Source organism: Streptococcus mitis (assembly GCF_000960005.1).
In the GTDB taxonomy this organism is placed as follows: domain Bacteria; phylum Bacillota; class Bacilli; order Lactobacillales; family Streptococcaceae; genus Streptococcus; species Streptococcus mitis_CK.
Genome location: NZ_JYGP01000002.1, coordinates 1034234 through 1048972 on the forward strand (window position 1 = coordinate 1034234; position 14739 = coordinate 1048972).

Below are 14739 nucleotides of genomic sequence, written 5' to 3' on the forward strand. Positions count from 1 at the left end.
TTTTTCTATTCTTCTAGCTATTAAATTCACTTAAATATTCATAGCGTTCGTATTTTTCAAGGAGTGCTTCGTTTTTTTCATCTAGCTCTTTTTGGAGAGTAGCCAGCTTACCAAAGTCAGAGCCGTTGGCCTGCATCTCCTCTTCAATAGCAGCGATACGATTCTCCAAGGCTTCAATATCGCCTTCAATGTTTGCCCACTCCTGCTTTTCTTGGTAGGTCATGCGTTTCTTGTCTTCACGGACCTTGACCACTTTTTCCTTTTCAGCCTTTTGCACTTGATTGGCCATCTCTGTTTCAAAGGCTTTTTCATCAAGGTAATCAGTGTAATGACCAAAGAAAGGACGAATCTTGCCATCCTCAAAAGCGAGAATCTTGGTCGCTACCTTATCCAAGAAATAGCGGTCGTGACTAACTGTCAAGACAGGACCTGCAAAGCCTTGCAAGAAATTTTCCAAGACTGTCAAGGTTGCAATATCTAGGTCATTTGTCGGCTCGTCCAAGAGAAGAACATTTGGTTTTTCCAAGAGCAATTTGAGGAGGTAAAGACGTTTCTTCTCTCCCCCAGACAATTTCTCAATCAAGGTTCCATGCGTCGAACGTGGGAAAAGGAACTGCTCCAGCAACTCAGCGATGGAAGTCGTAGAACCACCGCTGGTCTTGACCTCTTCTGCCACTTCCTGCAGGTAATTGATCATTCGCTTGCTTTCATCCAAGCCCTCAATTTGTTGAGAGAAATAGGCGATGCGAACAGTTTCCCCTATCACAACTTGACCTGCTGTCGGCCCAAGACTGCCTGCAATCAGGTTGAGCAGGGTTGATTTCCCAACACCGTTGTCCCCAACAATTCCAATACGATCTTTAGCCTGCACCAAGAGATTAAAGTCTTGTAAAATGGGCTTATTCTCATAGGCAAAAGAAACATCCTGAAACTCGATGACTTTCTTCCCAATCCGACTGGTTTCAAAGTTCATAGTCAAGTCTGTCTCAGCACTACTGCCTGAAACCTCTTTCTTCAAGTCATGGAAACGATTGATACGAGCCTGCTGCTTGGTCGCACGCGCCTGCGGTTGTCTGCGCATCCAGGCCAATTCTTGCTTATAAAGTTGTTCCTTTTTGTGGAGAAGAGCCGCATCACGCTCATCCTGTTCCGCCTTTAGGCGAACATAGTCCTGATAATTGCCCTGGTACTCGGTCAATCCAGCTCGGTCCAACTCGAAAATACGTGTTGACAAAGCGTCTAAGAAGTAGCGATCGTGGGTGATAAAGAGGACTGTTTTCTTGGAATTTTTCAAAAAGAGGGTCAGCCACTCAATAGTCGCAATATCCAAATGGTTGGTCGGCTCATCCAGAAGTAAGAGGTCGTGGTTACCAAGTAAAACTTGCGCCAACTGGACCCGTCTTCTTAGACCACCTGACAATTCCCCAACAGGAGTGGATAAGTCCTGAATACCCAGCTTGCTAAGGACAGTCTTTACCTGACTCTCAATTTCCCAAGCTTGGAGAGAATCCATTTCTGCCATGACCCGTTCCAAACGCGCCTGCTTGTCCTCACTATAGTTGAGCATGAGGAGTTCATACTCACGAATAAGCTGGATTTCCTTGAGATCGCTGGATAAGACTGTATCCAAGACCGTCTTGCTATCATCAAAATCAGGATCTTGGGTCAAGTAACCAATCTGGTAATCATTCTTAGCTGAAAAGGGACTGACATCCCCATCAAAGCCAGAAACACCAGAAAGAACATCTAAAAGGGTGGTCTTCCCTGTTCCATTGACACCGATTAAACCAATTCTATCCAAGTCATGGATGATAAAGGAAATATCCTTAAAAACGGTCTTGTCACCGACGGATTTACTTAGTTTTTCAACGATAAAATCACTCATTTTTTCTCCCTCAGATAAGCATGGATGGCTTGACGGTCATTTTCCAATTCTCCATCGACAATGGCACACTCAATTTCTGTTAAAATCTCACCCAAGTCAGGTCCTGGCTGATAACCATATTCCTTAATTAAAATACCACCATTAATCTGAATTTCTTTCTTATCATGAATGGTCAAACTCTGGTAGGTTTCTGTGATAGCTTGCGGATTGACTGGTTTTCCTTGAGCCTGACGAAGATTTTCAGCCTGTAAAAGCAACTCCAAGTCAAAGCGGTAACAATCGCGCTTGCTCAAATCTCCCTTTTCACGCAAGGCCAAAATAGTCAGTAAATCCTGAACTTGCTTGGCAAACTGACGTGAGGTCTTCCAAGCCTTCAAAAATAGCCGCGCATTTTCAATCTCCAAAGCCCATAGTAGAGCCGCCCAGGCTTGTTCAGAGGATTCAAAAGTGAAATCAGTCTCTAACTCAAACAGTCTGTTAAGCTTGTCCTGACTAGCTGCCATATCAGGGAGATAATCATAAGCTTGACTCTCAATCATGGAAGTCAAGCCCCTTCTCCAAAATGGAGCCAGCAAGAGTTTATCAAACTCAACGAAGGTACGCTCCACAGAAATTTTCTCCAAAAGTGGCGTCAAAGTCTTCATAGCTTTAAAGGTTTCTGGCTCAAGCTCAAAGCCAAGACTGGCCTGAAAACGGAAGCCACGCATAATCCGCAAAGCATCTTCGTTGAAACGCTCACTTGCCACTCCAACCGCCCTCAAGACTTGATTTTCCAAATCGTCTAAACCATGGAACAAGTCAACGATTTCTCCTGTCTCATCCAAGGCAAAGGCATTGACTGTAAAATCACGGCGCTTGAGGTCTTCTTCTAGCGAGCGAACAAAAGAAACCGCACTAGGTCTACGATAGTCCACATAGACATCTTCTGTCCGAAAAGTAGTCACCTCATATTCCTCGTCCCCATCTAAGACCAAGACAGTTCCATGCTCGATTCCGATATCGGCTGTTCGCGGAAAAATCTGCTTGGTCTCTTCTGGATAAGAAGACGTCGCAACGTCCACATCGTGGATGGGACGATTGAGGAGGGCATCTCGAACAGAACCCCCAACAAAATAGGCCTCAAAACCTGCTTCTTTAATTTTTTCTAATACTGGTAAAGCCTTCTGAAATTCAGAAGGCATTTGCGTTAATCTCATAATAAGTGTTCTAATCCATAGACAAGCTCATGACGCTTGACAACTTCTTTAATTCCCAAATTCACCCCTGTCATGAAGGAGCTGCGATCATAGGAGTCATGACGGAGGGTCAATCCTTCTCCCTGATTGCCAAAGATTACTTCCTGATGGGCTACTAAGCCTGGCAAACGTACTGAGTGGATCCGCATGCCATCAAAGTCAGCACCACGGGCACCTGTAATCAATTCTTGCTCATCTGCTGCACCCTGCTGGATAGACTCTCGAACTTCTGCCATTAACTCAGCTGTTTTAATAGCAGTTCCACTCGGAGCATCCTTTTTCTTGTCATGATGGAGCTCGATAATCTCCACATTTGGGAAATATTTAGCAGCCTGCCTTGAAAATTGCATAAGCAAGACAGCACCCAAGGCGAAATTTGGAGCTATCAAACCACCCAAATCTTGGGCACGAGAAAATTCTTTTAGCTCTGCAATTTCTTCACTTGTGAAACCTGTTGTTCCAACTACTGGAGCAAAGCCATTTTCAAGAGCAAAACGTGTATTTTCGTAGGCAACAGTTGGAGTAGTAAAATCTACCCAGACATCCGCTTCAAAACCAACCAAATCAGCCTTATCCTTGAAAACAGGAATACCCTGCCATTCTGATTCAGACTCAAAAGGATCCAAAACTGCTACCAAGTCCAAGTCTGGATCAACCAAGACCATCTGACAAGCAGCCTGGCCCATCTTTCCCTTAAAACCAGCAATAATTACTCGAATACTCATCTTTACTCCTATTTAAGATACAAAGCCTGTAGGAACACAAAGTGAAAATAGGAGTTCTGATCAAGGAGTAGATACTCCTTGGAAGAACTATCTTTTTCACAGAGGGTTCCAGGCGTGTTCAATTATCAAGATACAAAGGACCTTAGCTGCCCATGAAAAATAGGGAATGGCACTGACTTTCCATGAAAGGCAAGACTAGCATCTTTTTTCAAGAGGCAGGTAGTCCGTGTTCAATTGCTATGATACAAGATTTCTTAACTAGCCTAGAAGCGCCAACTAAATCACTGGAATATAACCTAGAGCAATACTTCCTGCTCCTAGGTGTGTTCCAATGACACTACCAAATGTAGCAAGTGAAATATCCGTACCTACTCCAGATTCAAGTAAGTGCTGACGCAATTCCTCAGCCTTTTCAGGGGCATTTCCGTGAATGACAATGATACGGTATTGGCCTGAAGCTGTGGCTTCCTTGATAATCTCAATTAAGCGCTTAGTTGCTTTCTTTTCAGTACGAACTTTTTCGTACACTTCAATCACACCTTGATCATTAAAATAGAGGATTGGCTTAATGCTTAGCAGACTGCCCAAAATCGCAGCTCCATTTGAAAGGCGCCCACCTTTTACCAAATGATCTAAATCATCTACCATGATAAAAGCTGACGTACGGCTGATTTGAATGGCTAGCTTATCCTGAATGATGGCAAAATCATCGCCCTGGTCTCGCCAGTTAAAGACACTCTCAACCATGATACCCAGAGGAGCACTTGTAATCAAAGTGTCTGGGAAGGCAATGGTTAAGCCCTCATAATCATCGACCATGTACTGGATATTTTGGTAAAAACCTGAAATTCCAGAAGATAGGAAAAGCCCCAAAACATGTGTATAGCCTTGTTCTTTAAGCGAAGTTAGAATCTCATCTAACTTGGCAATACTTGGTTGACTGGTCTTAGGCAATTCAGAGGCCTGAGACATTTTTTGGTAAAATTCCTCAGCAGTCAGATTGATGCCTTCGACATACTCTTCACCATCAATATTGACAGGAATATCCAAGACATATAAATCTTCTCTTTGCAAGGCCTCTGCACTGAGATAGGCAGAGGAATCTGTGATAACAGCTAATTTCATATTAGAACTCCAAATTGATTCCTGGTAAGTCTAATGCAATTTCAGTTACTTCGTAAGTCAAACGGTTGAGCATGTTCAAACATGGACGAGCCAAGGTTTCCACTTCTTCTTGGTTCAATTCACTTGGTTCGTTAACAATACGACCATCGATATGGTTCACCTGTGAAATGGTTCCACTGATGACAAATTTATCAAATACAATCATAAAACTCAAGACAACAATCAAGGAAGTCACTTGATTTTCTTGGTCATGTTGAATTAGTTGGAAGTTCACATCCACCTTAGTTTCAGGAGCTCCATTTTCATTTTCCCATTCAAAATTACGCGCATCAAAATGATACTGACTAACAAATTCTTGTTCACGTTTAAGATTCATGTCTTTCTCCCTTGGCTACAATATTATAAGCTATTGTACCATAATTTTTTATTTTCATCTAGTTTTCTAGGATTTAGTCAATCCCGATTTCAGCTCGAACTACGTCTGCGATGGTATCAACATAGTAGTCCACTTCTTCTGTTGTAGGCGCTTCTGCCATAACACGCAAGAGGGGCTCTGTTCCACTTGGGCGTACTAGGATACGGCCATTCCCTGCCATTTCTTCTTCCATCTTCTCGATGATATCCTTGATAGCTGGCACTTCCATAGCCTTTTCCTTCATGGCATTTTCCACTCGGATATTGACTAATTTTTGTGGATAGATGGTTACTTCTGCTGCCAACTCTGACAAGCTCTTACCAGTTTCCTTCATGATTTTTGTCAATTGGACAGCTGATAATTGACCATCACCTGTTGTATTGTAGTCCATCAAGATGACGTGACCAGACTGTTCACCACCGAGATTGTAGCCTGATTTTCTCATTTCTTCAACAACGTAGCGGTCGCCAACTGCAGTGACTGCCTTGTTAATGCCTTCACGGTCCAAGGCCTTGTGGAAACCAAGGTTAGACATAACGGTTGTCACAATTGTATTTTGAGCCAATTGTCCTTTTTCAGAAAGGTATTTCCCGATGATGTACATAATTTTGTCACCATCAACGATATCACCATTCTCATCAACAGCAATCAAACGGTCACTGTCTCCGTCAAAGGCCAAACCAATAGCTGAGCCACTTTCTTTGACCACTTCTTGAAGGGCTTCTGGGTGGGTTGAACCAACATTAAGGTTGATGTTAAGACCGTCTGGTGTTTCCCCGATAACCGTTAATTGAGCGCCAAGATCTGCAAAGATTTGACGGGCACTTGTAGAAGCTGCACCATTGGCTGTATCCAAGGCAACCTTCATTCCATCAAGAGGAGTTCCAGTTGAAACAAGGTAGCCTTCATACTTACGCAAGCCTTCTGGATAATCTACCAAGGTTCCCAAGCCTTCAGCACTTGGACGAGGAAGAGTATCTTCCGCAGCATCTAGCAAGGCTTCAATTTCTGCTTCTTTTTCATCGTCCAGTTTGAAGCCATCACCACCAAAGAACTTAATCCCATTATCAAGGGCTGGGTTGTGACTAGCAGAAATCATGACACCGGCACTTGCTCCTTCAGTTTTGACCAAGTAAGCTACTGCTGGTGTTGCCAGAACGCCTAGTTTGTATACGTGAATCCCCACAGAAAGGAGTCCCGCCACCAAGGCTGATTCTAGCATTTCTCCTGAAATACGTGTATCACGTCCTACAAAAACTTTCGGTGCTTCCGTTTCATGTTGACTGAGAACATAGCCTCCAAAACGTCCTAGTTTAAAGGCCAATTCTGGCGTTAATTCTACGTTAGCTTCTCCACGGACTCCATCAGTCCCAAAATATTTACCCATTTTTATAAAATCCTTTTCCTATTTTTAATTCGTTTTTGAACTAGTTGCTTTCGTTGACGAAGATGTCTCCGACGAACTGCTTGTTGTTGAATTTGATGTACTTGAACTTGGTGCTACTGGTTTTGTAGTCACCTTCATTGTTGTGTCGAACGGAGTAATAACTGCCGGTAAGACAACACCATTGCGATCGATTGCCTGCAAAGGTACTGAACCACTGTAATTACCTGTTATGCGTTCGCTGGTTGGTAAAAGCGCAATAATCCGATCGATTTTGGCTAATGTTTCTTGGTCAGTTGTGACAGAAACTCGTTCGTTTGACACGGTTACACTATCAATTTGTATCTTGGGATCAATCTGGCTTTGGTCAACTTGTGGCACAACAATCATCCCATCTCGTTTAACCTTCTTCCCAACTTTCACTGTAATCTTTTGAGGCGTTGCCACAGCAGTCATTCCACTTGGAAGATTTTCAATATTCAAGGGAACCTCAATCGTTCCAACACTGGCATCCGTCAAATCCGCTGTGACCTTAAACTTACGAGTACTTTCCTGCATTTCGCTAGCCAAGGTCACACGATTGGCTCCTGTCAGCACAACTGAAACCTCTGATGCAAATCCGCTAATGAAATACTGGTCATCATCATAGTGAATATCGATAGGAACATTTGTTATCGTATTGGTATAGGTTTCTGATTTGACCTGCCTTGCGGTATTGCTATTTTGAAAGTTGGTTGACGTTGCATAGATAAATAAGACACAAGCAAAAAAGAGAGATGAAATGATATATAGACTATTTTTTCTCATATTTCCAACCTCCTAGCAAACGGTCCTTGAAACTGACTTTTTCCTCAACAGCTGGCAAAAGAATTGTTCGTAGCTCTGCTTCAAATTCTTCCATCGTCAAATCATGCTTGAAGACCCCATTGTAGGTAATAGAAATACCACCTGTTTCCTCTGAGACGATGAAGGTCAAGGCATCGGATACTTCTGACAAACCGATAGCTGCCCGGTGTCTGGTCCCAAATTCCTTGGAAATCCCTGTGCTTTCTGTCAAGGGCAGATAGGCAGAAGTTACCGCAATCCGATTTTCTCTGATAATTACAGCACCGTCATGTAGAGGAGTGTTGGGGATAAAGATATTAATAAGGAGTTCAGCTGAAATATTGGCATCCAAAGGAATCCCTGTCGCAATGTATTCTTGCAAGGTCCGAACTCGTTGGATGGCAACCAGAGCACCAATCTTACGAGGACTCATATATTCAACCGACTTGACAAAGGCACGAATCATTTGCTCCTCTGCACTAATTTGAGCAGTAGAAAAGAAATCTGTCGCCCTTCCCAAGCGTTCCAAACCAGTCCGAATCTCTGGAGAGAAGATAACAACCGCAGCAATGACTCCATAGGTGATAATCTGATTAATCAACCAAGAAATCGTTGTTAAACCAAGGATATTGGCCACAACCTGGGCTAATACAAAGATCACGACCCCACGCACCAAAATCATAATCTTGGTGCCAGCTATCGCTTTTGTAAAACGATATAAAATATAGGCCACAATCAAAATATCAAACACATTGATTGCAATACTCCAAGGACTAGAAAACAAGCTAGTCCAATATTGCAGGTTGGATAATTGTTGAAAGTTCATCTGCTGTCTCCTCTCTGTCCAAACACGCTCCTTTCTATTATACCATTTTTCTGACATTTTTTTCCCTATCCTACTTCATTTTAAATTAAAGAAAAAATATGATAAAATAAACTGATACTCAATGAAAATCAAAGAGCAAACTAGGAAGCTAGCCGCAGGTTGCTCAAAACACTGTTTTGAGGTTGCAGATATAGCTGATGTGGTTTGAAGAGATTTTCAAAGAGTATGACTAGAAAAAACAAAGGAGAAACCATGTCTCAACTCTATGATATTACCATTGTAGGTGGTGGTCCTGTCGGGCTTTTTGCAGCCTTCTATGCCCACCTACGCCAAGCCAAGGTCCAAATCATCGACTCTCTTCCCCAACTCGGTGGACAACCTGCCATTCTCTATCCTGAAAAGGAAATCCTAGACGTTCCAGGTTTCCCAAACCTGACTGGAGAAGAATTGACCAACCGCTTGATTGAACAACTAAATGGCTTTGATACCCCTATTCATCTCAATGAAACAGTTCTTGAGATTGAAAAACAAGAAGAGGGCTTTAAGATTACAACCTCTAAAGGAAGTCACCTGACTAAAACCGTTATCATTGCTATGGGTGGCGGTGCCTTCAAACCACGTCCTCTGGAACTAGAAGGCGTTGAGGGGTATGAAAATATCCACTACCACGTTTCCAACATCCAGCAATACGCTGGTAAGAAAGTGACGATTCTTGGTGGAGGAGACTCGGCTGTGGATTGGGCTTTGGCTTTTGAAAAAATTGCACCAACTACCCTTGTTCACCGCAGAGATAATTTCCGCGCCTTGGAACACAGTGTCCAAGCCTTACAGGAATCATCTGTGACCATCAAGACACCATTCGTCCCTAGCCAACTCCTTGGAGATGGAAAAACGCTTGATAAGCTGGAAATCACAAAAGTCAAATCTGATGAAACCGAAACGATTGACCTAGACCACCTCTTTGTCAACTATGGTTTCAAATCTTCTGTCGGTAACCTTAAAAACTGGGGTCTGGACCTCAACCGCCACAAGATTATAGTCAACAGCAAACAGGAATCCAGCCAAGCAGGTATCTATGCTATCGGTGACTGTTGCTACTATGACGGAAAAATTGATCTGATTGCGACAGGGCTTGGAGAAGCACCAACCGCTGTTAACAATGCCATTAACTACATCGACCCTGAGCAAAAAGTGCAACCAAAACACTCAACCAGTTTATAAAAAAGAACCACGAGTCCAATGCGATTCGTGGTTTTATAGTTCATCCGCTATCTTATTGATTTTTCTGAGTCTGTGGTTGACACCACTTTTTGTAAGGGGAGTGCTGAGACTATCTGCTAACTGCTGGATAGAGTAGTCTGGGTGCTGAATCCGCAACTGTGCTACTTCCTGCAAATCCACTGGCAGATTTTCTAAGCCCATGATATCTTTGATTTTACTGATATTGTTGATAGTCTTCATGCTGGCAGAAACTGTCCGAGCAATATTGGCTGTCTCGGCATTATTGGCCCGATTGAGGTCGTTACGAGTTTCTCGCAAAATCTTAACCCGCTCAAAATCATCACGCGCCTGCATAGCTCCGATGACAATCAAGAAGTCCATAATATCTTCAGCTCGCTGGAGGTAGGTCACTGCCCCCTTCTTACGCTCAAGCACCTTGGCATCCAGTAAAAATTGCTGGAGAAGTGAGGCAATCCCTTGCGCGTGGTCCAGATAAACAGAACTGATTTCCAACTGGTACTTACCTGATTCAGGGTCACGAATGCTTCCATTTGCCAAGAAAGCGCCACAAAGATAAGCACGACCGGCTTCCTCGTCTGATAAAATCTCCTCATCAATACCTGTTTCCAGGCCAAAGAAAGAGTCGGCCAAATGCAAATCGCTCAACAAATCCTGCACCTTTTCATCAGTAAAAACGGTATAGACGCGATTCTTGCGAAGATTACTCCGTTGGTGATGGCGGATTTCTGATTTGATTTCATAAAAATAGAGAAAGGACTCATAGAGGTGACGAGCCAGTTTGGCATTTTCTGTCACGACGGACAAGGTCAAGCCCGAAGTCGAGAGACCGATGCTACCAGACATCTTGATAATGGCAGATAATTCATGCCGGCTTAGATGGTGCTGACCTAGAATTTCTTCTTTTACTGCTACTGTGAAACTCATTTTCTCACCTGTATAATCCGCATCAATTCATCCACAATCAAATCTCCATCGTGGAAGGCACCCCCATTTTCCAGACGAAGAAAGTTGGATGAAATCACACGCGGAACTTGCTTACAAAGACCAGCAAAATCATGTTCCACCTGCACCAAATATTCATCAAACCGGTTGGAATTCATGTATTCCTGAGGCACTTTTTCGATATTCACCAAGACAGTGTCGATAAAAGGTCGGCCAAGGTGACGATGCAAGACTTCCACGTGATCACTATCTGTAAAGTGTTCTGTCTCCCCACGTTGGGTCATGATATTGCAGACATAGGCGATTTCTGCCTTGGTTTCCAAAAGCGCTTGCCCGATTTCCTTAATCACGATATTGGGCAAAATAGAGGTAAAGAGGGAACCAGGTCCGAGGACAATCATGTCACTTTCAAGAATAGTCTGCACTACTCGACGACTGGCCAGAGGAGTATCATCGTTGAGGGTATTGGTTACATAGACATGGTCAATCATACCTGGATGGTCTGCAATATGGCTCTCTCCAGCCACCTCTGTCCCATCCTGAAAGACTGCGTGCAGGGTCAAAGGATGGTCACTGGAAGGATAAATCTTTCCAGTTGTATGGAAAAATTTGCTCAATAACTGCATGGCATTATAGGTCGAACCCTGCATCTCTGACAGACCTGCAATAATGAGATTGCCCAATGGATGACCAGCAAAGGCTCCAGCATCCTCAGAAAAGCGGTATTGAAAGACCTTTTCATAAAACTTAGGCATATCCGACATGGCCACAAGGACATTACGAAGATCACCTGGCGGTGTCAATTGCTGCATATTTTTTCGGAGTTCACCTGATGAACCACCATCATCCGCCACCGTTACGATAGCAGCGATTTCCACATCTTTTTCACGTAGACTTTTTAGAATGACAGGGATCCCAGTACCTCCACCAATCACCGTTATCTTTGGTTTTCTCATGAACGGTTTACCGTTTCCTTTCTTCGGTCTTTGTCGCGATGCCCTTCATTGACAGGCCAATTCTTGGATAAGTCCTGCGCCAAGCGTTTAGCAAAGGCCACACTACGGTGTTGCCCACCCGTACAACCCATGGCAATAGTCAAAACAGACTTCCCTTCCTTTTGGTAACTTGGCAAAATCGGCTCAATCAAGGCCAACAAATGTTGATAAAAGTCTTCTGACTCAGGATGATTCATGACATAGTCATAAACAGGTTCATCCACACCCGTTTGGTTTCTCAGTTCTGGAAGATAATATGGATTTGGCAAAAAGCGCACATCAAAGACTAAATCTGCATCAATCGGGATTCCATATTTAAAGCCGAAAGACATGACCTCGATACGGAAAGACTGGGTTTGTTCTTGATCCGAAAACTGCTCTGCAATGGTTTTACGCAGTTCACGAGGAGTAAGTTCTGTCGTATCCACCACATTTTGGCTCATGTTTTTCAGTGGTGCTAAGAGTTCACGTTCCAGCTTAATTCCATCTAAAATCCGTCCATCTGCTGCTAATGGGTGACTCCGTCTGGTTTCCTTGTAACGAGCGACCAATTCCTTATCGGCTGCATCCAAAAAGAGAATTTTGAAATCCAAATCATCTTGATTTTCCAACTCATCCAAAACAGCTTGAATCTCTGAGAAGAAAGAACGGCTACGCATATCTACTACCAAGGCCAACTTATGGTCGTCTTCCTTTGTTTCCACCAACTGCAAAAACTTAGGCAAAAGAGCTGGTGGCATATTATCAATAGTAAAATAACCTAAATCCTCGAAGGACTGAATGGCAACTGTTTTCCCTGCACCACTCATCCCTGTCACAATCACCAAGTGAAGTTGTTTCTTTGTCATCTTTTTCTCCTTATATCAAAAGAAGTTTGGCAACACCAAACTTCAACTAGCTTATCCAATCTCTGCGATGACTTCAATTTCGACTTTTACATCACGAGGAAGACGAGCTACCTCCACAGCTGAACGAGCTGGAAATTCCTCTTTAAAGGCCGTTTGGTAAACCTCGTTAAAAGGAACAAAGTCGTTCATATCGCTCAAGAAGCAAGTTGTTTTGACAACATGGTCAAAATCTGTTCCTGCTTCAGCCAAAATAGCACCGATGTTTTTCAAGACTTGTTCTGTCTGTTCTTGGATCGTTTCTCCAACGATTTCCCCAGTTTCAGGAGATAGGGGCACTTGACCGCTAGCAAACAAAAGGTTGCCAACGATTTTTCCTTGAACATAGGGTCCGATAGCCTTTGGGGCCTTATCTGTATGAATTGTTTTTGCCATTTTCTTTTCCTCACAATTTTTCTAAGATTGCATCCCAAGCCTCATCCATCCCTGCCTTGTTGACAGATGAAAAGAGGATAAAGTCGTCACTTGGGTCAAAGTTTAATTTCTTTTTGATTGCTGATTCATGCTTGTTCCATTTACCACGAGGAATCTTGTCTGCTTTAGTCGCAACGATAATAACTGGAATCTCATAGTACTTGAGAAATTCGTACATCTGCACATCATCTGCTGACGGGTCATGACGAAGGTCAACTAGACTGACTACCGCACGGAGATTTTCCCGAGTCGTTAAGTACTCCTCAATCATGCGCCCCCACTTTTCACGTTCCTTTTTAGAAACACGGGCATAGCCATAACCAGGCACATCCACAAAGCGCATCTTGTCATCAATGTTAAAGAAGTTGAGAAGCTGGGTTTTACCAGGTTTACCTGATGTTCGGGCTAGATTCTTACGGTTCAGCATGGTGTTGATAAAGCTAGACTTGCCAACATTTGAACGCCCTGCAAGAGCGATTTCTGGCAGTTCATCCTGCGGATAGTGGGACTTATTGGCCGCACTGAGCAAGATTTCAGCATTATGTGTATTAAGTTCCATAGTCACCTCTAGGCTGTTTCTAGGATTGGTTTATCCGTTCCATCGACAGCTTCTTTCGTGATGCGAACCAATTTCACATTTTCCTGACTCGGTACTTCAAACATGACATCTAGCATGGTTTCTTCGATAATCGAGCGAAGACCACGCGCACCCGTTTTGCGTTCAATGGCCTTATTGTCAATCTCTTGAAGGGCTTCGTCGTCAAATTCCAACTCGACATCATCATAAGATAGCAAGGTTTGGTACTGTTTGACCAAGGCATTTCTTGGCTCTTTCAAAATACGAACCAAGTCATCAACAGTCAATTGCTCAAGAGCTGCAAAGACTGGCAAGCGTCCAATCAACTCAGGGATAATACCAAATTTTTGAATATCTTCTGCGATAATTTCTTGCATGTAAGAGCTGTTTTCGTCAATCGCCTTATTGTTTTGACCAAATCCGATGACTTTTTCACCCAGACGTTGTTTGACGATTTCTTCAATACCATCAAAGGCACCACCCACGATGAAGAGGATATTTTTAGTATCCACTTGAATCATCTCTTGTTGTGGATGTTTACGTCCACCTTGAGGCGGCACGCTTGCAACTGTTCCCTCGATAATCTTGAGAAGGGCTTGTTGCACCCCTTCACCAGAAACATCACGTGTGATAGACACGTTCTCGCTCTTCTTAGCAATCTTGTCAATTTCATCCACGTAGATAATGCCACGCTCTGCACGTTCAATGTTAAAGTCAGCAGCCTGCAAGAGTTTGAGGAGGATATTTTCCACATCCTCACCTACATAACCAGCCTCCGTAAGAGCTGTCGCATCCGCAATTGCAAAAGGTACATTCAAGCTCTTAGCCAAGGTCTGAGCAAGGAAAGTTTTCCCCGAACCAGTTGGGCCAATCATCAAGATGTTTGACTTCTGCAAATCCACATCTTCTGACTCTTCACGCGTATCGTGGAAATTGATGCGTTTGTAATGGTTGTAAACAGCTACTGCCAAGGCACGCTTGGCACGATCTTGACCGATTACGTAGTGGTTCAAGATATGGAGAAGTTCGATTGGTTTTGGAACTTCAGACAAGTCTGCCAAGACTTCCTCAGCCAACTCCTCCCGAATAATTTCCTGGGCTAACTCCACACATTCATTACAGATAAAGGCGTTGTTACCTGCGATTATTTTTTGTACTTCTTCCTGGCTTTTGCCACAAAATGAGCAATAAACCATCATATCATTATTCCTATTTGTAGGCATGATTTCCTTCCGTTCTATTCT

15 protein-coding genes are annotated in these 14739 nt (G+C 43.3%); 1 reads left to right on the forward strand and 14 read right to left on the reverse strand.

The genetic code is table 11. From position 1 onward, the window contains the following. Positions 1-13: 13 nt before the first annotated feature. From TZ90_RS06365 to cdaA, 8 genes are all read right to left on the reverse strand, one after another. Entirely contained in the window at positions 14-1885 is a 1872-nt protein-coding gene (locus TZ90_RS06365) for an ABC-F family ATP-binding cassette domain-containing protein (RefSeq protein WP_045612083.1), read from the reverse strand. After that, positions 1882-3081 carry a CCA tRNA nucleotidyltransferase gene (locus TZ90_RS06370; protein WP_080890745.1) on the reverse strand — a complete coding sequence of 400 codons (1200 nt, stop codon included), beginning with the start codon at positions 3079-3081 and terminating at the stop codon, positions 1882-1884. The genes TZ90_RS06365 and TZ90_RS06370 overlap by 4 nt, the downstream gene beginning before the upstream one ends. Then, complete coding sequence (gene dapB / locus TZ90_RS06375; RefSeq protein WP_045612087.1) at positions 3078-3845, reverse strand: 4-hydroxy-tetrahydrodipicolinate reductase; 768 nt, start codon at positions 3843-3845, stop codon at positions 3078-3080. The genes TZ90_RS06370 and dapB overlap by 4 nt, the downstream gene beginning before the upstream one ends. Before the next feature lie 276 nt (positions 3846-4121). Beyond that, on the reverse strand, positions 4122-4970 hold the full coding sequence (locus TZ90_RS06380) for a DegV family protein (protein ID WP_045612088.1): 849 nt from the start codon (positions 4968-4970) through the stop codon (positions 4122-4124). A gap of 1 nt (position 4971) precedes the next feature. Beyond that, positions 4972-5346: a DUF1149 family protein gene (locus tag TZ90_RS06385; RefSeq protein WP_001050081.1), complete on the reverse strand. Its 375-nt coding sequence runs from the start codon at positions 5344-5346 to the stop codon at positions 4972-4974. 73 nt (positions 5347-5419) lie between these two features. Beyond that, positions 5420-6772, reverse strand: a complete 1353-nt coding sequence (gene glmM, locus TZ90_RS06390; RefSeq protein ID WP_045612090.1) for a phosphoglucosamine mutase — start codon at positions 6770-6772, stop codon at positions 5420-5422. Between the two features lie 24 nt (positions 6773-6796). Then, on the reverse strand, positions 6797-7576 hold the full coding sequence (locus tag TZ90_RS06395; protein ID WP_045612091.1) for a CdaR family protein: 780 nt from the start codon (positions 7574-7576) through the stop codon (positions 6797-6799). Then, complete coding sequence (gene cdaA / locus TZ90_RS06400; protein WP_045612093.1) at positions 7563-8420, reverse strand: diadenylate cyclase CdaA; 858 nt, start codon at positions 8418-8420, stop codon at positions 7563-7565. The genes TZ90_RS06395 and cdaA overlap by 14 nt, the downstream gene beginning before the upstream one ends. Positions 8421-8672: 252 nt before the next feature. Between cdaA and TZ90_RS06410 the strand changes: the two genes are divergently transcribed. After that, positions 8673-9641 carry an NAD(P)/FAD-dependent oxidoreductase gene (locus TZ90_RS06410; protein ID WP_045612096.1) on the forward strand — a complete coding sequence of 323 codons (969 nt, stop codon included), beginning with the start codon at positions 8673-8675 and terminating at the stop codon, positions 9639-9641. A 33-nt stretch (positions 9642-9674) separates the two neighbouring features. Here TZ90_RS06410 and whiA read toward each other — a convergent pair whose 3' ends face one another. Genes whiA through clpX form a run of 6 tightly spaced genes read right to left on the reverse strand, consistent with a single transcriptional unit; the run spans position 9675 to position 14718 of the window. Then, positions 9675-10586 carry a DNA-binding protein WhiA gene (whiA, locus tag TZ90_RS06415; protein WP_045612098.1) on the reverse strand — a complete coding sequence of 304 codons (912 nt, stop codon included), beginning with the start codon at positions 10584-10586 and terminating at the stop codon, positions 9675-9677. Then, positions 10583-11560, reverse strand: coding sequence for a YvcK family protein (locus TZ90_RS06420; RefSeq protein ID WP_001231075.1), 978 nt, complete (start codon positions 11558-11560; stop codon positions 10583-10585). Before TZ90_RS06420 ends, whiA begins: the two co-directional genes overlap by 4 nt. After that, positions 11557-12447, reverse strand: coding sequence for an RNase adapter RapZ (gene rapZ / locus TZ90_RS06425; protein WP_000163058.1), 891 nt, complete (start codon positions 12445-12447; stop codon positions 11557-11559). Before rapZ ends, TZ90_RS06420 begins: the two co-directional genes overlap by 4 nt. 51 nt (positions 12448-12498) lie before the next feature. Continuing rightward, positions 12499-12879: a RidA family protein gene (locus TZ90_RS06430; protein WP_001140420.1), complete on the reverse strand. Its 381-nt coding sequence runs from the start codon at positions 12877-12879 to the stop codon at positions 12499-12501. A 10-nt stretch (positions 12880-12889) separates the two neighbouring features. Then, positions 12890-13477, reverse strand: a complete 588-nt coding sequence (yihA, locus tag TZ90_RS06435; RefSeq protein WP_000422604.1) for a ribosome biogenesis GTP-binding protein YihA/YsxC — start codon at positions 13475-13477, stop codon at positions 12890-12892. Between the two features lie 8 nt (positions 13478-13485). Continuing rightward, complete coding sequence (clpX, locus tag TZ90_RS06440) at positions 13486-14718, reverse strand: ATP-dependent Clp protease ATP-binding subunit ClpX (protein WP_045612100.1); 1233 nt, start codon at positions 14716-14718, stop codon at positions 13486-13488. Positions 14719-14739 lie beyond the last annotated feature (21 nt).